Origin of the sequence: Dokdonia sp. LLG6352-1, assembly GCF_045055815.1 — a bacterium.
Taxonomy (GTDB): domain Bacteria; phylum Bacteroidota; class Bacteroidia; order Flavobacteriales; family Flavobacteriaceae; genus Dokdonia; species Dokdonia donghaensis.
In genome coordinates, this window is sequence record NZ_CP159329.1 from 2,850,925 (window position 1) to 2,870,782 (window position 19,858).

The 19,858-nt window shown below is 37.3% G+C and carries 22 protein-coding genes; 7 read left to right on the forward strand and 15 right to left on the reverse strand.

What is annotated here, in order from left to right; translation table 11 throughout:
* Positions 1-23: 23 nt before the first annotated feature.
* Entirely contained in the window at positions 24-1,217 is a 1,194-nt protein-coding gene (locus ABVM49_RS12740; protein ID WP_405202262.1) for an LETM1-related biofilm-associated protein, read from the forward strand.
* On the opposite strand, the gene ABVM49_RS12745 is transcribed toward ABVM49_RS12740, so the two are convergent.
* From ABVM49_RS12745 to ABVM49_RS12765, 5 genes are read right to left on the reverse strand one after another with little or no spacing between them, the layout of a single operon-like run.
* On the reverse strand, positions 1,214-1,972 hold the full coding sequence (locus ABVM49_RS12745) for a LytTR family DNA-binding domain-containing protein (RefSeq protein WP_035324661.1): 759 nt from the start codon (positions 1,970-1,972) through the stop codon (positions 1,214-1,216). The two genes, ABVM49_RS12740 and ABVM49_RS12745, sit on opposite strands and share 4 nt — an antisense overlap.
* A 36-nt stretch (positions 1,973-2,008) precedes the next feature.
* The gene (locus tag ABVM49_RS12750; RefSeq protein ID WP_405202263.1) at positions 2,009-3,145 is read right to left on the reverse strand and encodes an amidohydrolase family protein; all 1,137 of its coding nucleotides are present in this window, start codon (positions 3,143-3,145) and stop codon (positions 2,009-2,011) included.
* 5 nt (positions 3,146-3,150) lie between these two features.
* On the reverse strand, positions 3,151-3,486 hold the full coding sequence (locus ABVM49_RS12755) for a 2TM domain-containing protein (protein WP_021779270.1): 336 nt from the start codon (positions 3,484-3,486) through the stop codon (positions 3,151-3,153).
* Entirely contained in the window at positions 3,486-3,797 is a 312-nt protein-coding gene (locus ABVM49_RS12760) for a 2TM domain-containing protein (RefSeq protein ID WP_021779271.1), read from the reverse strand. The genes ABVM49_RS12755 and ABVM49_RS12760 overlap by 1 nt, the downstream gene beginning before the upstream one ends.
* Before the next feature lie 6 nt (positions 3,798-3,803).
* On the reverse strand, positions 3,804-4,088 hold the full coding sequence (locus tag ABVM49_RS12765; protein WP_035328545.1) for a 2TM domain-containing protein: 285 nt from the start codon (positions 4,086-4,088) through the stop codon (positions 3,804-3,806).
* Positions 4,089-4,248: 160 nt separating this feature from the next.
* On the opposite strand from ABVM49_RS12765, the gene ABVM49_RS12770 reads away from it, so the two are divergent.
* The 5 genes from ABVM49_RS12770 (at position 4,249) to ABVM49_RS12790 (ending at position 7,760) form a co-directional block, all read left to right on the forward strand.
* Positions 4,249-4,413: a Lacal_2735 family protein gene (locus tag ABVM49_RS12770; protein WP_021779273.1), complete on the forward strand. Its 165-nt coding sequence runs from the start codon at positions 4,249-4,251 to the stop codon at positions 4,411-4,413.
* 83 nt (positions 4,414-4,496) lie between these two features.
* Positions 4,497-4,670 (forward strand): hypothetical protein, encoded by a 174-nt coding sequence (locus ABVM49_RS12775; protein ID WP_405202264.1) that lies wholly within the window; start codon positions 4,497-4,499, stop codon positions 4,668-4,670.
* 58 nt (positions 4,671-4,728) lie between these two features.
* Positions 4,729-6,660, forward strand: a complete 1,932-nt coding sequence (locus ABVM49_RS12780) for a DNA polymerase III subunit gamma/tau (RefSeq protein ID WP_405202265.1) — start codon at positions 4,729-4,731, stop codon at positions 6,658-6,660.
* A 35-nt stretch (positions 6,661-6,695) separates the two neighbouring features.
* Positions 6,696-7,277 (forward strand): tRNA-(ms[2]io[6]A)-hydroxylase, encoded by a 582-nt coding sequence (locus tag ABVM49_RS12785; RefSeq protein ID WP_035328543.1) that lies wholly within the window; start codon positions 6,696-6,698, stop codon positions 7,275-7,277.
* Positions 7,278-7,295: 18 nt separating this feature from the next.
* Positions 7,296-7,760, forward strand: coding sequence for a hypothetical protein (locus ABVM49_RS12790; RefSeq protein ID WP_405202266.1), 465 nt, complete (start codon positions 7,296-7,298; stop codon positions 7,758-7,760).
* On the opposite strand, the gene ABVM49_RS12795 is transcribed toward ABVM49_RS12790, so the two are convergent.
* The 4 genes from ABVM49_RS12795 to ABVM49_RS12810 all read right to left on the reverse strand — a co-directional run bounded on the left by ABVM49_RS12795 (position 7,757) and on the right by ABVM49_RS12810 (position 10,648).
* Positions 7,757-8,329, reverse strand: a complete 573-nt coding sequence (locus ABVM49_RS12795; protein ID WP_405202267.1) for a TlpA family protein disulfide reductase — start codon at positions 8,327-8,329, stop codon at positions 7,757-7,759. The two genes, ABVM49_RS12790 and ABVM49_RS12795, sit on opposite strands and share 4 nt — an antisense overlap.
* Positions 8,330-8,405: 76 nt before the next feature.
* Positions 8,406-9,482, reverse strand: a complete 1,077-nt coding sequence (locus tag ABVM49_RS12800) for a hypothetical protein (protein ID WP_405202268.1) — start codon at positions 9,480-9,482, stop codon at positions 8,406-8,408.
* A gap of 81 nt (positions 9,483-9,563) precedes the next feature.
* A complete protein-coding gene (locus ABVM49_RS12805) occupies positions 9,564-10,229 on the reverse strand; it encodes a Crp/Fnr family transcriptional regulator (RefSeq protein WP_405202270.1) in 666 nt (221 codons plus the stop codon).
* 140 nt (positions 10,230-10,369) lie between these two features.
* On the reverse strand, positions 10,370-10,648 hold the full coding sequence (locus ABVM49_RS12810; protein WP_375251989.1) for a winged helix-turn-helix transcriptional regulator: 279 nt from the start codon (positions 10,646-10,648) through the stop codon (positions 10,370-10,372).
* Positions 10,649-10,806: 158 nt separating this feature from the next.
* Here ABVM49_RS12810 and ABVM49_RS12815 point away from each other — a divergent pair, with 158 nt between their 5' ends.
* On the forward strand, positions 10,807-11,328 hold the full coding sequence (locus tag ABVM49_RS12815) for a VOC family protein (RefSeq protein WP_405202271.1): 522 nt from the start codon (positions 10,807-10,809) through the stop codon (positions 11,326-11,328).
* 56 nt (positions 11,329-11,384) lie between these two features.
* Here ABVM49_RS12815 and ABVM49_RS12820 read toward each other — a convergent pair whose 3' ends face one another.
* The 6 genes from ABVM49_RS12820 to ABVM49_RS12845 all read right to left on the reverse strand — a co-directional run bounded on the left by ABVM49_RS12820 (position 11,385) and on the right by ABVM49_RS12845 (position 19,779).
* Positions 11,385-13,658, reverse strand: a complete 2,274-nt coding sequence (locus ABVM49_RS12820; protein WP_405202273.1) for an aconitate hydratase — start codon at positions 13,656-13,658, stop codon at positions 11,385-11,387.
* 246 nt (positions 13,659-13,904) lie between these two features.
* Complete coding sequence (locus ABVM49_RS12825) at positions 13,905-14,411, reverse strand: hypothetical protein (RefSeq protein WP_148305624.1); 507 nt, start codon at positions 14,409-14,411, stop codon at positions 13,905-13,907.
* 240 nt (positions 14,412-14,651) lie between these two features.
* Entirely contained in the window at positions 14,652-15,605 is a 954-nt protein-coding gene (locus tag ABVM49_RS12830) for a MoxR family ATPase (RefSeq protein WP_035324651.1), read from the reverse strand.
* Positions 15,606-15,613: 8 nt separating this feature from the next.
* Positions 15,614-17,044 carry a peptidylprolyl isomerase gene (locus ABVM49_RS12835; protein WP_380035183.1) on the reverse strand — a complete coding sequence of 477 codons (1,431 nt, stop codon included), beginning with the start codon at positions 17,042-17,044 and terminating at the stop codon, positions 15,614-15,616.
* On the reverse strand, positions 17,028-17,885 hold the full coding sequence (locus ABVM49_RS12840; RefSeq protein WP_405202274.1) for a peptidyl-prolyl cis-trans isomerase: 858 nt from the start codon (positions 17,883-17,885) through the stop codon (positions 17,028-17,030). Before ABVM49_RS12840 ends, ABVM49_RS12835 begins: the two co-directional genes overlap by 17 nt.
* Positions 17,878-19,779, reverse strand: a complete 1,902-nt coding sequence (locus ABVM49_RS12845; protein ID WP_405202275.1) for a peptidylprolyl isomerase — start codon at positions 19,777-19,779, stop codon at positions 17,878-17,880. The genes ABVM49_RS12840 and ABVM49_RS12845 overlap by 8 nt, the downstream gene beginning before the upstream one ends.
* Positions 19,780-19,858: the final 79 nt, after the last annotated feature.

The following is a 19,858-nucleotide window of genomic DNA, read 5'->3' on the forward strand; positions in this document are numbered from 1 at the left end:
AATCTATTTAAAAAATAAATAAAATGAATCCCTCTGCAACTGGCTGGGTAAAAAAGCACTTCTCATCATTTCTTGACTTTATAGACAAGAATACGATGGATGAAGAAGACTTCTACGAGGCTTTGCGAGCAGTGGGATTTATTTATGGACACTCACTAGACACACTTACAGAAAAAGAATCAAAAGGTCTTACCTGGACTACTCAAGAAAAGACAAAGGTCAACCTTTTTGACGCACTTGCATTCACCTATTACGATACTATTACAAATGCAAGAAAAGAAGATTGCCTCGAGGCCATCATTGCCTTTTACAAATTACTTGATAAGAAGGAACAGTACATCATAAATATCCCTATAGGTAAGGGGTCACTTGAGTATAAGGTAGAAAAAATCATACACCAGCGTGTACAGACTAACGAGTCTGTTTTACAAAAAAACTTTAGTCATATTATAACTAATGCACTGGTTTATATAGACATCTTAAGTTTTGACCACTACCTTATTACACAACAAGATCCTTATGAGTATGCAAAAAAGCTAGAAGCAGTACTTACTGAGACCATCTGGCTAGCCTTGCAACAAAAGGAAAGTAAAGATGAGTACAACAAGCTACTCATAAAACTTTTTGAAAGTTCGCTGCGTTATAACTCATTAATTAAGCACACACATACACGGGTTACAGAGATAGACTTAAGTATAGTCACAGAACCGCTAGAGCAACAATACCTGCTTGACTTATGTAGTTTATCCCTTTGGGATGATCAAAAAATAGATGAGCACGAGCGTCTTTTTATTATGGAATTTTGCAGAGTAATGGGCCTAGATGAAAAAGGCTATCTAGAGGGTGTACTGGCTGTAAAAACCTTCCTTACCGAGCATAGTGATGAAGTTGCTTATCTCAACTACAGTAATCCCGTAAAGCATTTTTATAACCAGACCACTAGCACGGTAAGTAATCTCATCTCTCGCAATAGTAAAAGACTAGTAAGAGAGATACGTGAGAGCCGCGATTTGGTCATATTACTGGGGCAATCTACCACGCGCGATTTATCTAAAGACGAACGAAAACTAGTAAAAAATCAGCTGTTAGATATTTGTAAAAGTATACCGTCACTGGCAGTATTTTTACTGCCTGGAGGTGGTTTGTTACTACCTATACTCGTGCGACTTATCCCAAAAATGCTTCCAAGTGCTTTTAATGAAAACCTTGAAGATTAAGCAATCCAGGTTTTAAAATCTTTTACGCGCTCACGGCTCACAATTATTTCTTGCTCATCCCAGTTATTAAGTTTTATCTTAAGTCTAGAATTTGTGTATGCTATAATATCTGCAATGGCATTAATATTTACATAATACTTTCTGCTTACGCGAAAAAACGTTTCAGGCTCTAGATCATTTTCCAGAAGCTCCAGCGTAGTATCTAGCAAGTAATTGCGCCCCTCTATAGTGCCTGCATATGTCCCTTTGTTTTCGCTATAAAAACACTCAATCTCGTCTATAGGAATCATTTTTATATGCTGCCCTATCTTAGTAGTAAAACGCTTTTTATACTCCCGCTCTACCGGTGTAGCGCCTAGAAGCTTACGTATATCTTCAAAGTTAAGTGCCACATCTTGCGGCTTAGGTGCGCGCTCCTTAAACTTATTTACCGCCTTCTCAAGATCTTCGTCATCTATGGGTTTAAGTAAATAATCTACACTGTTAAGTTTAAAAGCCTGTAAAGCATACTCATCAAAAGCTGTAGTAAAAATTATAGCACTCTTAACCTCTATCTCATCAAAAATTTCAAAAGACAAGCCATCAGATAATTGGATATCTAAAAAAATCAAATCAGGATGCGCATTAGACTTAAACCAAGCCACTGCTTCTGCTACAGAGTGTAGCATTTCGTTTACAGTTACTCCTAGTTCGGCTAGCATTCTATTAAGTCTTCTAGCAGATGGTTTTTCGTCTTCTATGATGAGTACATTCATTTATTTATGCTTTGATTTACGTAAAAATACTAATTCTTATTCTTGCTCGACAAGGGTACCTTCTTTCCAGATATGTGATAATGTATTGAGCTTCATTACATCATTTACTGGTGATTGCTCCAGCAATAGCAAATCTGCTTTATAGCCTTTCTTTATGTACCCTACTCCTTCTAGAGAGAACTTCTCTGCAGGTAGTGACGTAGCACTTGCTAGTACAGCCTCTATGGGTAATCCCGCTTTCGCGAAAAAAGCTAACTCTTTATACAAATCACTTCCTATATTAATATTTGCATTAGGTGGATCTGTACCTGCTAGTATAGGTATACCAGCGTCAAACAAACGTTTTACCTCTTTTAAAAGATTTGCTTCTATAAGAGCTGTCTCCTCTGTAGTTTTATTAAAGTATAAAGGCTGTATCAACACTGTGGTTAAAATTGTAGGAATTACAAAGAAGTCCTTCTCTTCTACTAGCTCTTGTAAATGCTGGTCTGTCATAGGTTTATCGTGATAGATATGTACGAGTCCATCTGCATTATTTACTAAAGAATTATAAGCATCTTCTTCATTTGAAACGTGTACAACTGCAATTTTACTTGCTTTGTGTGCTTCTTTTATAATCTGTGCTACCGTTTCTTTATCCAGTGTCTTTTTCCACGGCTCTACTATGATTTTAATATAATCTACCCCTGCAGCTACTCTGTCATTCACCCACGGTTCAGCATCTGCTGGTTTGCTTAAAGTAGGTATAGGAAATCCATATTGTGTACCGTGACCACCCTCTGTGGTGGCAGCATATCCTGCTCTGTATAATCTAGCGCCATCTACAGAAGATCTTGCATCTACCATTACTTTTTGTATAGGTTCCATACCGTGCATATCTAGTAGGTTGAGCACTCCTGCTTGAGCTGCTTCTTTAAGCTGTGGTAATGCCCAAGTGTGCACGTGTGCATTTGTAAGAGCTGGCATTAAGAATTTGCCTTGCCCGTCTATGATGGTTTCGGCTTTTTGAGGTCTTTTAGATACTTTGGTTATCGTTCCGTTACTTACTGCTACAGAACGGTTTTCTAAAATTTCTTCTCCATTAAATAGGGTTACATTGTTTATAACAAAATCTCCTTGAGCGCTAGATATAGAAGTTATAACTAGCAGGAGCGAGAGTAATAGTGTTTTCATAGCTTCTATTTTTCGCGAAAGCGTGAAGAAAACTCTTCCTCCTCTTCTTGCATAAACTCTTTAATCTTGCGTTCTTCCCACTTACGTATGCCTTTTAAGAATCTAAAGCCTTTAAAAACATAAATCCAATGTATAAATAGAGACAATCCCCAAAAAAATGGTGTTGTAAATCGCACCCACCACGGCGCATACTCACCAATATGTAAGTCAAAAAAGATTCCTGAATAAAACAGCTGTAGTAAGGTGTTTATTACTAGATAGACGGTAAGGTGATTGTAAAAACCTTTCTCATCTGCTACGCGTTTTTTTGCGCGTTCATATTTTTCTTTACTATACTCCATTACTTTCTTATTATAGGGTTTGAAGAATTTTCTCTTTCATCTCTCTCTAGGTGTTCTTGTATTTTACGCTGTTCCCATCCTTTTCCTAAAAAGATACCTAGACCAAACAGCTTGAGACCGTCTATCACAATGCCTAGAAGTGAGAAGCCTACTACCCACAGTACCCAAGGATTTCTAAACTCATTTACATAATAATTTATCCCTGCGATAACGGCACAAACGATGACAGCATTTATGATTTTACCATAAAACTTACGTACCTTTTGTACGTGAGCCGCAGCTCTTTGATATTTTTCTTGTGGCGTTTCCATATGTTATTATTTTAAATCATCATTACGTAAGTACTCATCTATTTTGCGCTGCTCCCAGTCTTTTGAGAAAAAAGGATTCCATCTAAAGGTATTTGCTGCGTGGCCTAATATACCAAGCCCCCAGCCTAATATAGGGAAGATTGCCCAAAAATAACCGCTCGTAAAATAGTTAAGCGCTAGAAAGAATACGACAAAAATTAAATAAATGCCTAGATGGTTATAAAACTCTTTAAGTTCTCCTACTCTTGCCTGTGCTCTTTGATATTTGTTTTCTTGATCTGAAGTTCTCATAATTACTTTGTTATTGATTGATGGTGTAAATATCATATCAAATTGCTTCTTTTTAAAGTTGCAGTTACCGAATTGTAGAAAATATGCCCCCAATTGTAAAACTGGCAGCGGTAGCCTTGAAAAAGATCGCCACAAGCCGTATCTTTAAAAGAAAAAAGAAATGTTTGGATTATTTAAAAAGAAAAGCCCAGTTGAAAAACTACAAGAAAAGCACAAAAAGATACTAGAACAAGCCTTCCAACTATCTAAGAGTGACCGAAGTGCAAGCGATAAGCTATATGCAGAAGCTGCCGAAATAGAAAAAGAGATATCACGACATTCATAACTTTTTAACATAATGTTTTGATTTTCTATTAAGTATTGTAAGATTTTTTCTATTTTACAACAGCAAACCTTAAACACTCTTATATGAAATCCCTATTCTATTCCTCAGAAAAACTGAGGCGTTTAAAGTCGTACCGTAAAAAAGCAATCACAAATGCAAAAAAATGGAACGGTAGAGATGAGATGGCAAGTCACAGCTATCAAATAATGGTAAAGGTCATAGATCAAAAAGTATCTGCCCTTACTGTTAATAAGTAAACAAGAAAGAGACCATACTCACTAGTATAATTTTACATACCCCTTTATATTTGTGAGTATGGAACCCTTCATAGTATCAGCTCGAAAATATCGCCCTACTACCTTTAAAGATGTTGTGGGACAACAGGCTATTACTAACACGCTTGAAAATGCGATTCACAACAACCACCTAGCACAGGCACTACTTTTTTGTGGTCCTAGAGGAGTGGGAAAGACGAGTTGTGCACGTATACTAGCAAAACAGATAAATACAGACGAAAATACTAGCCCAGATGAAGACTTTGCCTTCAATGTTTTTGAGCTAGATGCCGCTTCAAATAACTCTGTAGATGATATACGAAGCCTCATAGATCAAGTACGTATCCCTCCTCAAGTAGGTAAGTACAAAGTCTATATTATAGATGAGGTTCATATGCTCTCTGCAGCGGCTTTTAATGCTTTTCTTAAAACACTAGAAGAACCACCTAAGCACGCCATATTTATACTTGCCACCACAGAGAAGCATAAAATCATACCTACTATACTCTCACGTTGTCAAATATTTGACTTTAAACGTATCACAGTAGCAGACGCGCGCAAGCACCTTGTACAAATCGCTGCCGAAGAAGGGATAGAAGCAGATGAAGAAGCACTGCACATTATCGCACAAAAAGCAGATGGAGCAATGCGTGACGCATTATCAATTTTTGACAGAGTAGTAAGTTTTAGTGGAAAAACGCTTTCGCGAAAAGCAGTAACCGAAAATCTAAACGTATTAGATTACGACACCTACTTTACCACTACAGATCTTTTACTTGCAAATGATATCCCACAAGTGCTAGTACAGTTTAATGATATCCTGGCAAGAGGTTTTGACGGGCATCACTTTATCGCAGGTCTTGCATCCCACTTTAGAGACTTATTGGTTTGTAAAAACCCACCTACAATACATTTACTAGAAGTAGGTGACAGTACTAAGAAAAAATATTACGAGCAATCACAAAAGACAACAATGGCTTTCTTAATGGAAGCGATAGATATTGCAAACAGTTGTGATCTCAAATATAGAACTAGCCGTAACCAGAGATTACTGGTAGAACTAAGCCTTATGCAACTTGCCTCTATCACTTTTGATGGAGAAAAAAAAAATGACGGTCCATTCATAGTTCCGCCATCTTATTACAAGGTAGGTGCTACACAAACAGTACAAATTCAAGTTAACACTCCGGCCGTACAGCAAGTAGCACAACCGGAAACTCCACAAGAGCAAGCCGTACATAGCCCTACGCAAGTTCAACAAACATCACCTGTACAACAGGTGCAAGAACCAGCTATTACAGAAAAGCAGACGGTAAATAACAATACAGCTACTCCAGTAAGTAATGATGAGTCGCAAGTGAGTGCACAAGTCTCACCAACCACCGTTGAAGCTAATGCAACTGCACCGGCAACAGAACAAACAAGTCCAGCTACTCCTACTCAACCAGAGCAACCTGTACCTGCCCAAGGCTCACCTACTACACAGGCAACCCCTAGCCTATCTATACGTAAAGACAGAATATCAGGGCTTTCTCTAAAAGGATTGCAACGCAAAAAAGAACTTGAGCAACAAAAGGCAGATAAAAAAGTAGATGTGCAAAACCTGCCATCAGAACATTTTACAGAAATCGCAATGCAAGCCGCTTGGGCTTCTTACGTACAAAAATTGCTACAAAAAGGAGAACGCATCATCGCTTCAAATCTTGAGGCAGACCAACCTACTCTTAACGGTACTACCATAGAACTTGAGTACCCTAACGAAACAATGAAAATTGAGGTAGAACGAGCTCAAGGCCCACTACTTGAATATTTAAAAAGAAGTTTAAAAAACTATGATATCACCCTTGATATCACTGTAAATGAAGAAGTACAGCGCAAATATGCCTACACTCCTCAAGAAAAATACGATAAATTAAGAGAGCAGAATCCTGCTCTAGATATTTTAAGAAAGACCTTTGACCTAGACTTATAAAACCCTTTGCTATGGAAAATAAAGAAGCAATACAGATGCTACATCTTAAACTACCTACAGATCCAAGGTGGGTAAATATTGTAGAAAAAAACATAGAAGAAATCCTTACAGATCACGCATATTGTGAGCAAAAAGCAGCCTCAAGCGCAATTTCATTTATTATAGGTTTTCCAGAATACTCAGAACTTGTAGCTGCAATGAGTGATCTAGCTATCGAGGAGATGAGCCATTTTAAAATGGTGCACGACCTTATGGTAGAACGAGGTTTACATTTAGGTAGAGAGCGTAAAGATGAATATGTACATAAACTACGTTTTTACTTCCCAAAAGGTGGCTCAAGAGTAGAAAGCTTGATAAATAGATTACTCGTAGCAGCACTTATAGAAGGAAGAAGTTGTGAGCGCTTTAGATTACTTTCTGAACAACTAGAAGATAAAAAACTCGCTAAGTTTTACCGTAAGCTTATGATAAGTGAGGCGGGACACTACACAATGTTCTTAAATTTTGCTCGTCAATATGGAGATCGCAAAAAGGTAGACGCTAAGTGGCAAGAATTACTTGATTTTGAAAAGCAAGTAATGAAAGATCTAAGCGTTAAAGAAACAATGCACGGATAAGGTATAATTATCATCATTATGCGCTACACATTACTTTTATTATCTCTCTTTACACTCCTTCTCTACTCTTGTAAAAATGAAGAGAAACACGCTGATGTTACTACTCAATTTGATTACCTCATAGGTGATTGGGAACGTACTAATAGTAAAGGTGGTAGTGCAACTTCAGAACACTGGAGGGCGGTAACTAGCGAAGACTTGAGAGGTCACGGTTATACTATAGAAGACGAGGATACAGTTTTTAATGAACGTATGCGCATTTATAAAAAGCAAGAACAGTGGATGCTTTCTATAAGTGGTCCTAATGAAAACCCGACACTTTTTAAAATCACTCAACATACTAACAGTGCATTTACAGCTGTAAATCCTGAAAATGAGTTCCCAAAGGTAATTACGTACTCGTACTTTGATGATGTGCTCACTGCAACTATCTCTGCAGAGGATACAGAGATACCATTTATCTTCTGGAGAATGGAAGATTAATCTTCGGCAATAAGCTTATCTAGTGTAGTACGCACAGTATCGCTGTTCCAGTTTGAAGCTCCTTTTTCTTTTATAGTGATATGACCTGTTTTATCTATAATATATGTTGTAGGTATAGAGCGCTCAAAGAGTTGTTCTGGAGTTTCCATAGCAGGTAAGACTGCCGGTAGTTTGTGATCTTTTTTTGCCATAAACCGCGCTACTACTTCTGGGTTTTCATTTGTGATAAGTAAAAATTCTACTTTGTCGCCATAATCTTTATATAAAGCTTCTATAGATGGTAGCTCTGCTATACAAGGCGGGCACCAGGTAGCCCAGTAACTTATAAAGGTTACTTTTCCTGTTCCTATAGATACTTCTTTGGGCGCACCATCTAGTGATGTAAGGCTATATGTAAATGGTTTAAGTTGGTGTTGGTCCGCTTTCGCGAAAGCGGAAGGAGAGAAAATTGCCACCTTAACTTTATTTAAGGCCACCTGTATAGGCGTTCTAGTTTGTGGGATAAGTAACAACAATATCACTACTATAAATAGAACATTTTGCCAGGTAAACTTCTTTTGCTTTTTCATAAAAAATAATGCGTGTATACAAGAGTCGTATACACGCATTAAACTTACATATTTTATTATTAAAACGGTGTAACCGCTAGTTACGAGTAACCGTTACAGGCTCAGAGAGGTCATAACATCCTTCTAGATCATTTGCATTTGCTCCTACCATTAAACCTTCAAGCCCATCTTCGTAACGTAGGTACCAGATAAGACAAACGCCTGTACCTGCATCGTCAAAGTTTACTCCCTCTACAGCTGTAAGCGTAGGTGGCAATCCTAAAATCTCACCAGTATCTGATGTAATTACCCAAGTATTAAGCGACCCCATACTGTCACCCGTTAGGCCTAAACCAGAAACCATATCTGGCGTGCCATCTACAGTAAAGGTAAAAGGTCCTCCCGTAATTTCGGCAGCTAGGGTTTGGTTACGCACAACTTCTACAGGTTCTGAAAGATCAAAAGGTCCCGTGAGATCATTTGTATTTCCTCCTACTTCTAGACCCTCTACGCCTTCTTCATATCGCATATACCATATAAGACATACTCCTGGTCCGGCAGCATCAAAATCTACTACAGTTTGTACCGCTTCAAGTGTAGGTGGTAATCCTAAAATCTCCCCTGCGTCCGAGGTGATTACCCACGTTCTCTCAGATCCTACAGAATCTCCAGTAAGTGATAAACCGCTCACCATATCTGGTGTTCCATCTACACAAAACTCAAAAGGTCCTCCTACAATCTCTGCAGCCATAGGTCCTGCATTACGATTTACGATAATAAAGTTAGATAAATCAAAATCTCCAGAAAAGTCATCTAGATTTTCACCCATTGCAAGTCCAGCTAGACCGTCTTGATAAGCAAGATGGTACACATAACAAGCACCTACTCCAGCATCATCAAAGTTTACTCCTTCTAAGGCATCAATCGTAGGTGGGATTCCTAAAATATTACGATCTGCATCTGTTACCACAAAGGTAGTAACATCACCGGCAAGTTCACCACTCACTGAGACTCCTGTTACCATATCTGGCATACCGTCTACAAAGAATGTAAATGGACCTCCTTCTAGCATACCTGCCTCTGGAGTGATTGTGTTTGTGTTGTCATCATCAGACTCACAAGATGCAAATAAAGCTCCTAGAGCTAAGCATCCTAATAGCAATTGTTTTTTCATTTGATAGTAATTTGTTTTTTATACTGTAAAACTATTACCATCTGTTATCTTTAAATGTAAGCTAGCTTACATTTGGAAAAATTATGCGACTTTAAGTCTAATTTCATTGCGTGAGAAGTCTAAAAAATTTACCGCCTTGAGATCATTCATTATAGCATTTAAAGTAGGACGTGAGGTTCCTATAAGACTAGCAATATCTTTTTGTGTATATGGGTGTTTTATTACTGTGTCTCCAGTATTTGGGCAGCAGTAGCCAAAATCTTCGGCAAGTTCATCAAGAAATTCCTTTACACGAGTCGTAGCATCCTTAAAAAGTAATAAATCTAAGCGACGTTCTAATTTTTTAAAACGCATTCCTAAAAACTTATATACTTTGAGACTAAAGGTTCTATTAGACCGCATTAACTCCTGCATCTGCCCTACTGGCACTGGGCACACCATAGTTTGAGCATCTAGCGATTGTGCAAACTCACTGCGAGACTCCTCACCTAGTATTGCTTTTTCGCCAAATAATTCTCCCCTTGTAAGTATTGCACGTACCACTTCTTTACCATCTTCGGCATAGTAACCTAGTTTTACTTTACCCTTTTCTATCAGGTAGACCTTTGTAGCCGCATCTTCTTCAAAGTAGATATAATCTTGCTTTCCGTACTGGCAAAAATGATTGCGCTCTCTATATCTTTTTGTTTTATGTGGGCATAAGGCTCCAAAAACATTTACATCTTCTAAAAACCAAATTTTTGACATCGCAGTATGAAGTTAGTGATCATAAGCTATGTCGAACATTTTAACATTTTCTTACAACTATAGTAAATATTGAGAGGTTAATCACGCTTTCGCGAAAGCGTACTCAAAACTGTTAAAAACCTAAGAGCGTCTTATAAATGCTAGCTACTCGCAGCATCATCTACTCCCCATTTATCTAAACTGAGTAGTATATCCCTAAGCGTTTCGCCTCTCTTAGTAAGTCCGTACTCTACCCTAGGCGGCACTACAGGGTATACTTTTCTAAAAACCAGTCCATCCCTCTCGAGCTCTCTTACCGTTTGAGTAAACATTTTATTTGATATCCCTTTAATGTGCTTTTGGAGTTGACCAGATCTAAGCGGCTGGTCAAGTAAATGAAAAAGTACAAGCGGTTTCCACTTTGTGCCTATAAGTTGCATCGTATAATGGAGTGGGCAAATGTTATTATTTTCCAAATGTTTAATTTTTAATCATTTAATAATCATTATTTTACACCTTTTAGTAACTATCATACTTTATGGTGCGTTATTGCCTTAGAGTACAATATACTCTAATTTTGACTTTAAAATAACAATCTATGAAAACAGAAAATAATTATCCAAAATCATTTTCCCACATTGGGCTCACCGTTCCGGATATAGAAGCTGCAGTACAATTTTACTCAGAGGTTATGGGATGGTATGTAATTATGGAACCATCTACCGTAAAAAAAGAAACAGATACTGCGATAGGGCAAATGTGTATTGATGTTTTTGGGACAGACTGGGAAGAGTTTGAAATTGCGCACCTAGCCACATCAGACGGTATCGGTGTGGAGCTATTTTCATTTCCGCACGGAGTCAAAGAAGCTCCTGCTTTTAATCCGTTTCATACTGGGTTATTTCACTTTTGTATACAAGATCCTCATATTGAAGAACTCGTAGATAAAATAGTCGCTCACGGGGGAAAACAAAGAATGCCTATACGTGAGTATTACCCAAAAGAGAAACCATTTAAGATGTGTTATGTAGAAGATCCTTTTGGGATTGTTTTTGAGGTATATACACATAGTTATGAGTTAACCTACTCATCTGGCGCTTACACAGGCAAACCAGCATAAACAAAAAAACTCCGCTATTACTAGCGGAGTTTTTTATATACTTAAAAGAGATGTGCTTATGCAGCGCTTTCTTTTTTAATTAAGTTAAGAGCACTTCCCTCACGATACCAAGCGATTTGAGCATCGTTGTACGTGTGGTTTACTTTAATAGTGTCTTTGCTTCCATCTGCGTGAACGATCTCAACTGTAAGTGGAGTATCTGGAGCAAAATCTGCAATATCTATAAAGTTAAAAGTATCATCTTCTTGAATAAGGTCATAATCTGCCTCGTTCTGGAAGGTAAGACCTAACATACCTTGCTTCTTTAAGTTGGTCTCGTGTATACGTGCAAAAGATTTTACAATCACTGCAGCTACGCCTAGGTGGCGAGGCTCCATTGCCGCGTGCTCACGAGAAGAACCTTCACCATAGTTATGATCTCCTACAACTACAGTTTTAATTCCTGCCTTTTTATACTCACGTTGTGTGTCTGGCACTCCACCATACTCACCTGTAAGTTGATTTTTAACAAAGTTTGTCTTTTTTCCAAAGGCGTTTACAGCACCTATAAGACAGTTGTTAGAAATGTTATCTAAGTGTCCTCTATAACGTAACCAAGGTCCTGCCATAGAAATGTGGTCTGTTGTACACTTACCAAATGCTTTGATAAGTAACTTCATACCCTGCATCTCACTATCTTGGATAGGTGTAAATGGCGTTAAGAGCTCTAGCCTTTCAGAATCTGGAGATACACTTACAACGACACCACTTCCATCTTCAACTGGAGCTAGGTAACCATTATCTTGTACTTCAAATCCTTTAGGAGGTAATTCCCATCCTGTAGGCTCATCAAATTTAACCTCTTGACCATCTTCATTAAGAAGCGTATCTGTCATTGGGTTAAAATCAAGTCTACCTGCAATTGCTATAGCAGCAGTAATCTCTGGTGATGCTACAAAGGCGTGAGTATTTGGGTTACCATCTGCACGCTTTGCAAAGTTTCTATTAAACGAGTGTACGATACTGTTTTTTGGCGCATTTTTAGGATCGCTATAACGAGCCCACTGCCCAATACAAGGTCCACAAGCATTTGTAAAGATTTTTGCCTCTAGATTTTCAAAAATATCTAAGATACCGTCACGCTCTGTTGTAAAACGTACAAGCTCAGACCCTGGGTTGATACCAAGCTCTGCTTTCATTTTTATTCCTTTATCTATAGCTTGTTGTGCAATAGATGAAGCTCTAGATAAATCTTCATAAGAAGAGTTAGTACAAGAACCTATAAGCCCCCACTCTACTTCTAGTGGCCACTCATTTTTTGTTGCTTTTTCTGTCATATCAGACCCTACAGCTGTAGAAAGGTCTGGAGTAAAAGGACCGTTAAGTAATGGGTTAAGCTCAGTAAGGTTAATCTCAATTACTTGGTCAAAATATTGTTCTGGATTTGCATATACATCTGCATCTGCAGTAAGGTATTCTTTTATGTTGTTTGCAGCATCTGCAACATCTGCACGATCTGTAGCACGTAAGTAACGCTCCATAGAAGCATCATATCCAAAGGTAGAAGTTGTTGCTCCTATCTCTGCTCCCATATTACAAATAGTACCTTTACCTGTACAAGATAAAGACTCTGCACCAGGGCCAAAGTACTCTACAATAGCACCTGTACCACCTTTTGCAGTAAGAATCTCTGCTACTTTAAGGATAACGTCTTTTGGCGCTGTCCATCCAGATATAGTACCTGTAAGTTTTACACCTATGAGCTTTGGGAATTTAAGCTCCCAAGCCATACCAGCCATAACATCTACAGCATCGGCTCCACCTACTCCTATTGCGACCATACCTAGACCTCCTGCGTTTACAGTGTGAGAATCTGTACCTATCATCATTCCTCCAGGAAATGCGTAGTTCTCAATAACTACCTGGTGTATAATACCTGCTCCTGGTTTCCAAAAACCAATACCGTATTTATTTGAAACCGACTCTAAGAAGTTAAAAACCTCGCTAGAGACATTGTTTGCATTTTTAAGGTCTGTTGCTGCACCTTCTTTTGCTTGTATAAGGTGATCACAGTGCACCGTTGTAGGCACTGCTACTTTATCCTTACCAGCCTGCATAAACTGCAATAGCGCCATTTGCGCTGTAGCATCTTGACAAGCGATACGATCTGGAGCAAAGTCTACGTAGTCTTTACCACGTGTAAATGCCGTAGAAGGCTTCCCATCCCAAAGGTGAGAATATAAAATCTTTTCAGAAAGTGTAAGGGGCTTACCTACAAGATCACGAGCCGCGTCTACACGCTCTGCCATACTTGCATAAACCTTCTTGATCATATCAATATCAAATGCCATATATTTATGTATTAGGTTGTTAAATAATTCCGTTCTAAAAACGGTCTACGAAAGTACAAAATACCCTACTTAATAGCAATAGTACGATGGGCGCTTCATCTAAAGAAAGTGAGATTTATGAAGGTGCATAAAAATTAAACTTCAGATTACACAATTCCAAAAAAGAACCCCTTCAAATTATCATATTAATAATTTGAAGGGGTTAAATTTATGTGTTGCTAATTACGCTTTCGCGAAAACGTTGTATTAAAATGTACTCAATGCGTAATTCCCATCAAAAGAACCAGCTACTAGCTCACCATCTGTGCGTTGAAATTCAAAAATGATATAGATTTCTTTTTTATTTCTGTCAAGCGAAACAATTCTGAAGAAACCAGAAGAAACGATTTGCTCATCAAGAATAAACTCACCGTCTGTCACTTCTCCTTGATTGAGGTTACCATTTGCAACAGTAACAAAATTTGTGAGGTCACCGCCTACATAATACGACTTTTCAATTAAGCTATTTGCAGTGGTTTTAAAGACAGCTGCATCAACATCATTTGCAGATCCATCATCTGAAAGATTATTACTGGTAAGAATAACATCTCCCTCTGGCGTCACATATACCATATCTGTAATGTAAGCAACGCTATTGTACTGAAATCCATTCTCATTACCTAATGTATTATTAGGCACTGTTTCTTCTACTGAGCAAGAAGTAAAAGCTAGTAAACAGCTTAGCGCTGCATAGTATATATATTTCTTCATCATACTTATGATTTGGGGCGTATAAGTCAAATGTATGACAAACACTTCAAATCATCGTTGAAAAACACAAATATTCGATGAAATACACAAATTTTGCGTTTTTACCCAAGTATTGAAATATCTTAAATATGGCAGATATTGAGAAAATATTAGACAACACAAACCCCAAAATAAACATTTTACTGTTTATCAATCACTTGCTGTATATGAAGTATTAGGTAATAGCGCTTTCGCGAAAGCGTACTAAAAAAGATCTTTAATAATAGACTCTATAGTGAGTCCCTCTGCCTCTGCCTTATAGTTTTTAATCATTCTATGCCTAAGGATACCGGTAGCTACGGCCTGTACATCTTCTATATCTGGCGAGAATTTACCATTTACAGCTGCGTGTGTCTTTGCACCAAGTATTAAGTTTTGAGACGCACGTGGTCCCGCTCCCCAGTCTATGTAATCATTTACTATCTGAGCAGCTTTTTCTGTCTTAGGTCTCGTCTTGCTTACTAGATTTACTGCATACTCTATCACGTTATCTGCAACAGGGATGCGCCTCACTAGTTGCTGAAATTCTATAATCTGAGCTGCATTTAATAATGCACTTACTGTAGGCTTACTGTCTGATGTGGTCGCTTTTACAACATCTACCTCTTCTTGAAAAGATGGGTAATCAAGATTAATAGAAAACATAAAGCGATCTAGCTGTGCCTCTGGCAGTGGGTAGGTACCCTCCTGCTCGATAGGGTTTTGAGTAGCTAGCACAAAATATGGTAGTGATAAAGGATATCTCTGCCCAGCAACTGTAACCACACGCTCTTGCATTGCTTCTAGAAGGGCAGCTTGAGTCTTAGGTGGTGTACGGTTAATCTCATCTGCTAGAATAATATTAGAAAAGATAGGGCCTTTAATAAACTTAAACTGTCTAGACTCATCTAGTATCTCTGATCCTAATATATCACTAGGCATTAAGTCTGGAGTAAACTGTATACGTTTAAAATCAAGACCTAAGGTAGTGGCAATAGTGTTTACCATTAATGTCTTTGCGAGCCCAGGAACACCTATTAATAGAGCGTGGCCACCAGAAAAAATAGAGAGGAGAATTTCATCTATTACCTTTTCTTGACCTACTATTATTTTTGATATTTCTGTTTTGAGTAATCCGTGCTTTTGCACAAGATTCTTTATGGCTGCAACGTCAGACATCTATTTCTTTATTTTTTTAACCAGTTACTTACAAAATCACAATCACGGTTTTCTCCATTGATTTTGATATAAGTCTCTGCAATTTTTTCTTCTTGCCACTTCTCTATGGCTTTAATTTGCTTTTGGCGTAAGGCAAGTTCTTTAATTTTTATGTAATCGTTTACATAGTCTGCCTTATGCTCTTCCAGTCTATTATTTACTGAGTACAAAAGATACTGCTTTTGCCCTGTTCTAGTTTGATCTGTAAAAACAAGTGATACCTCACCATCCTCAAGGTCATCTATTTTTGAGTAAATATCTGGATCTACTTTAGTGAGCTCAAAACGTCTGCTTCCGGTTTGTGGTATTGTAAGTAACCCTCCATCATACTTTGTTTCTTCCTCATCTGAAAACTCTTTTGCAGCCTCCTCAAAGGTTAACTCACCGTCTACAATGCGCTTTCTTACAAGTTTTACTAGATCTTTTGCTTCTTCTTCTTGAGCCTCTTTAATTTCTGGCACAAGCAGTATGTGACGTACATCCTTGCGCTCTCCTCTTGTTTTTTCTACATACACGATGTGAAAACCAAACTCTGTCTCAAAAGGCTCACTTATCTCACCATCTTGAAGACTGAATGCAACATCCCTAAACTCTTTTACAAGCGGTGTGCTACGGTCTATTACCATAAGACCACCTTCTGATCTTGAACCTGGGTCTTGAGTATATAGTACAGCCTTTGTCGCAAAGCTACTTCCGTTCTCTAGAATATCTCTACGAAAACCTTTAAGGCGATCTATCACCTTCTGACGCTCTTCTTCTGAAGCCTTGGGCTCAATTACGATTCTTGATATTTCTAACTCTACTCCTACAGTAGGTACTTGATCTTCTGGAATGCTCTCAAAAAATGTCTTAACCTCGTCTGGTGTTACATCTACCGTCTCAATGATTTTATCATTCATTAATTCTGATAAGATAATGTCTTTTCTAATTCCAAAAAGTTCGGCTCTTAGATCTGCCATATTATCCTTCTTGTAGAATTCTACAACCTTTTGTTCTGAACCTAACTGGCTCGAAAAACGTTGTATAATTTGATCTACCTCACTGTTTACTCTAGCATCTTGTACGATAAGACTATCTTGAACTGCCTGGTGAGCAAGTAATTTGCTTTCAAGTAAATTACCCATTACTTGGCAAGGTGTAACCTCTGAAGCTGCTTGTCCTTGATTTTTTATATCTGATAGGAACTTATCTATATCACTTTCTAGAATAAGGTACTCTCCTACTACACCTGCAACTCCATCTACCTTAAATTTGTCTATAGATACTTTTATAGTGTCCTTTTTTACTACTGGTGCTTCTTCAACTTCTGTAGTTACTGCTGCTGCAGTCACCTCTGTAGTTTGCGCAAAACCTATTTGTATAGCAAAAAGTAGGACTAATATGTTAGTTGTAAATTTCAAATTTCTTGTTTTTAATAGCATCATCCTTAATCTCCTTTTCAAGCCTTTTTATAAGGGCTAACTTCCTTTTGTTATTAATAATCTGATTTATAGTAGGACGTACATATTCTAACGGTGCGATATCGTTACGTCCTAGCGTATTTTTTACAGCGATCAAATATAATCCTAATGAATCTCGTAGCTGTATGAAATTTGTTTTTTTTAACAACTGTTTTGAATTTTCGTTGTTAATAATATTTATTTGGTTTATCACAACTCGCTCTTTTACCCATATTGAGTCGTTAAGGAAATGATTTTTATATTGAAACCTTAGAGAATCTAATGTCTTGGCGTCTCTATAATCTGAACTTCGAAATAACTTTTTTAATTCACTTAAGTCGCTATAGTCTTCTTCTACTTGTATAAACTTAAACTGAAGCAAGGGTTCGTTAAGTAAGAAATTCTGTTTATTATTCTCATAAAATGCTTTTGCTTCATTATCTGAAACTATACTATCCAACTGCTTGTTAATAAGCGCATCTTTATAATAGCGTATATATAAATCCTTCCTGTAATTTGATACTAGCGCCTCAAAGGCTTCTTGATCATCTTTGGGTAAATTACGCATAGCACCATCTAGCAGTAATTGATCTGTCGCCCAATTATTTATATAGTTCTGTACAAAAGACGCACTATCTGTAATCGTATTTGATGACAGAATATCTTTTAATGTTTCTTCTGTAAGTGTATGGTCATTTACTCTAGCAATGACAGTCTCTTCTTCTGTCTTTTGAAAATAACCACATCCAGCCAACAAAAAAGTTAAGCTACCTAAAATAAAAAATGATTTATAATTACTCATTATATCTAGATATAAGCTTATTTAAAACTGTTTTGTTTACAGTGATGTTACTATCTTCCCTTAGACGATTTACAAATATATCTTCAAGAAATTTTTGATAATCACTCATAACTTGCCCTCTTACATTTTGTAATGTATTAGTCATTGCTTCATTAATAGAAACAACTTCATATACCACATAGTTCCCGCCTTCTTTTAAAAGTTCTTTATCTCCTATTCTTACTATTCCAGACATAGGAAGGTCTTCTTTTACATAATCTTTCAAGGTTATAATAATAGGCGAATCGTGCTTTTTCTTTAATACACTTAGTACGCTATTACTATTTTCTCCTTGTGTATTGCGCTTTAAGTAAGTACTGGCAATCTTCTTTTGAGATGTAGTAAAGACCCGCGTTGTAAAAGTTTGTGGCGACTTATACCTTTCTATATTATTTACATAAAATGTATTTAAACCTACACTATCTTTCTGAGCCTTATCCCAGATTTCTGTTTTTAAAAGGTCAAAAAGTAACAATCCCTCTTTATACTCTTTAATAAGAAGACCAAAATCTGAGTCTTGCTCCTCTAGATGTGATTTGTGATAAGTGATTAGCGCATTATTGACAAAATTTTCAACTTCTCTTTTTACAAAATAGTCTCTTGAAACGTATGGAGCCTTGCGGTATTTTTTTTCAAGTACTTGAGCAATATCTTTATAAGTAAAAACTTGATCTCCAACCTTAAATGCCTCTTTTGACAACGCACTACCATCTGTAAACACATTTAACTTCTCATCATAAACCTCTGGTAAAACAGATGTAAAATAGCTTATGATTTCTGGTTCTTGAGTGATGTTGTACTGTTCTCGTAATCTAGTATTAAGTTCTTGTGATAGAACACGAGCACGGGAGTCTCTTGTAACCCTCTTAGTAAGTGAAGGCTTCATTTTTTCAAAAGATAGCACGGGATTCTTCTTAATTAATTTTAAAATATGCCATCCAAATTTCGTTTTAAACGGCTCAGAAATGTCACCTACTTTTTTAAGATCAAATGCCGTATTCTCAAACTTGGAACTACTTAATTGACCTTTTTCAAAAGCACTTAATACCCCTCCTTTTTTTGCAGAGTTTTTATCATCACTATAATTAAGTGCTAATGTTTCGAAAGCTGCGCCTTTTGCAAGTAACGCTCTTACTTCTTTGATCTTTTCCTCTGCTATAATACTAGAATCTTTTTGCTTTAAAGCAATCATTATATGAGCAATCTGAACAGACCCCTGTGCTATTCTGGAAGCAGTAGGTTGTACTATATGATACCCAAAACTCGTTCTAAAGGGTTGAGAAACTTCATTAACCTCAGTAGTATATGCGGCGTTTTCAAAAGGATAAACCATTTTAAAAGCCTTAAACCACCCTAAGTCTCCGCCATTTTGCTTGGCAGATGGATCTTCACTATACTTACGTGCAATGGAAGCAAAATCTTCTCCTGCCACAATACGGTTTCTTGCCTCTAATAATTTATTAAAAGCCGCTAGCGTATCTTTTGGTAATGCATCTGGACGCACTCTTACAAGAATATGCCTAGCTCTAAGTTCATTTTTAGTTCTATTGTAGGCCTCTTCTACAAGCTTATCTGTTACTTGTACATCATTGAGATAATCTTTTGCCAGTTGTGTTCTATATGAGGCTATATCTTTTTTATAAGACGCTTTGTTATGAAGCCCTTTTCTATAAGCTTCTTGAACTTTAAGCTTATAATCTATAAATAGGTCTAGGTATTGTTCTGGTGAGTTTTCTTCTGCGTCGTTTATGAGAGCAAGATTTTTCTCATAAACACGCACAAAATCTGCTGTAGTTACTTCATCATTATTTACTTTAAGTAATACATCTTGCTGTCCTAAAGAGACAAAAGACATAAAAAAACAAACTATAAAGAGGTAACGCATATAAGGGATTAGTTATTTGCAAAAATAGGCATAATCAACCACTGTGCAA

Coding starts and splice junctions, on each gene's coding strand:
- ABVM49_RS12740 (WP_405202262.1), top strand. CDS start 24: ATGAATCCCTCTGCAACTGGCTGGGTAAAAAAGCACTTCTCATCATTT.
- ABVM49_RS12745 (WP_035324661.1), bottom strand. CDS start 1,972: ATGAATGTACTCATCATAGAAGACGAAAAACCATCTGCTAGAAGACTT.
- ABVM49_RS12750 (WP_405202263.1), bottom strand. CDS start 3,145: ATGAAAACACTATTACTCTCGCTCCTGCTAGTTATAACTTCTATATCT.
- ABVM49_RS12755 (WP_021779270.1), bottom strand. CDS start 3,486: ATGGAGTATAGTAAAGAAAAATATGAACGCGCAAAAAAACGCGTAGCA.
- ABVM49_RS12760 (WP_021779271.1), bottom strand. CDS start 3,797: ATGGAAACGCCACAAGAAAAATATCAAAGAGCTGCGGCTCACGTACAA.
- ABVM49_RS12765 (WP_035328545.1), bottom strand. CDS start 4,088: ATGAGAACTTCAGATCAAGAAAACAAATATCAAAGAGCACAGGCAAGA.
- ABVM49_RS12770 (WP_021779273.1), top strand. CDS start 4,249: ATGTTTGGATTATTTAAAAAGAAAAGCCCAGTTGAAAAACTACAAGAA.
- ABVM49_RS12775 (WP_405202264.1), top strand. CDS start 4,497: ATGAAATCCCTATTCTATTCCTCAGAAAAACTGAGGCGTTTAAAGTCG.
- ABVM49_RS12780 (WP_405202265.1), top strand. CDS start 4,729: ATGGAACCCTTCATAGTATCAGCTCGAAAATATCGCCCTACTACCTTT.
- ABVM49_RS12785 (WP_035328543.1), top strand. CDS start 6,696: ATGCTACATCTTAAACTACCTACAGATCCAAGGTGGGTAAATATTGTA.
- ABVM49_RS12790 (WP_405202266.1), top strand. CDS start 7,296: ATGCGCTACACATTACTTTTATTATCTCTCTTTACACTCCTTCTCTAC.
- ABVM49_RS12795 (WP_405202267.1), bottom strand. CDS start 8,329: ATGAAAAAGCAAAAGAAGTTTACCTGGCAAAATGTTCTATTTATAGTA.
- ABVM49_RS12800 (WP_405202268.1), bottom strand. CDS start 9,482: ATGAAAAAACAATTGCTATTAGGATGCTTAGCTCTAGGAGCTTTATTT.
- ABVM49_RS12805 (WP_405202270.1), bottom strand. CDS start 10,229: ATGTCAAAAATTTGGTTTTTAGAAGATGTAAATGTTTTTGGAGCCTTA.
- ABVM49_RS12810 (WP_375251989.1), bottom strand. CDS start 10,648: ATGCAACTTATAGGCACAAAGTGGAAACCGCTTGTACTTTTTCATTTA.
- ABVM49_RS12815 (WP_405202271.1), top strand. CDS start 10,807: ATGAAAACAGAAAATAATTATCCAAAATCATTTTCCCACATTGGGCTC.
- ABVM49_RS12820 (WP_405202273.1), bottom strand. CDS start 13,658: ATGGCATTTGATATTGATATGATCAAGAAGGTTTATGCAAGTATGGCA.
- ABVM49_RS12825 (WP_148305624.1), bottom strand. CDS start 14,411: ATGATGAAGAAATATATATACTATGCAGCGCTAAGCTGTTTACTAGCT.
- ABVM49_RS12830 (WP_035324651.1), bottom strand. CDS start 15,605: ATGTCTGACGTTGCAGCCATAAAGAATCTTGTGCAAAAGCACGGATTA.
- ABVM49_RS12840 (WP_405202274.1), bottom strand. CDS start 17,885: ATGAGTAATTATAAATCATTTTTTATTTTAGGTAGCTTAACTTTTTTG.
- ABVM49_RS12845 (WP_405202275.1), bottom strand. CDS start 19,779: ATGTCTTTTGTCTCTTTAGGACAGCAAGATGTATTACTTAAAGTAAAT.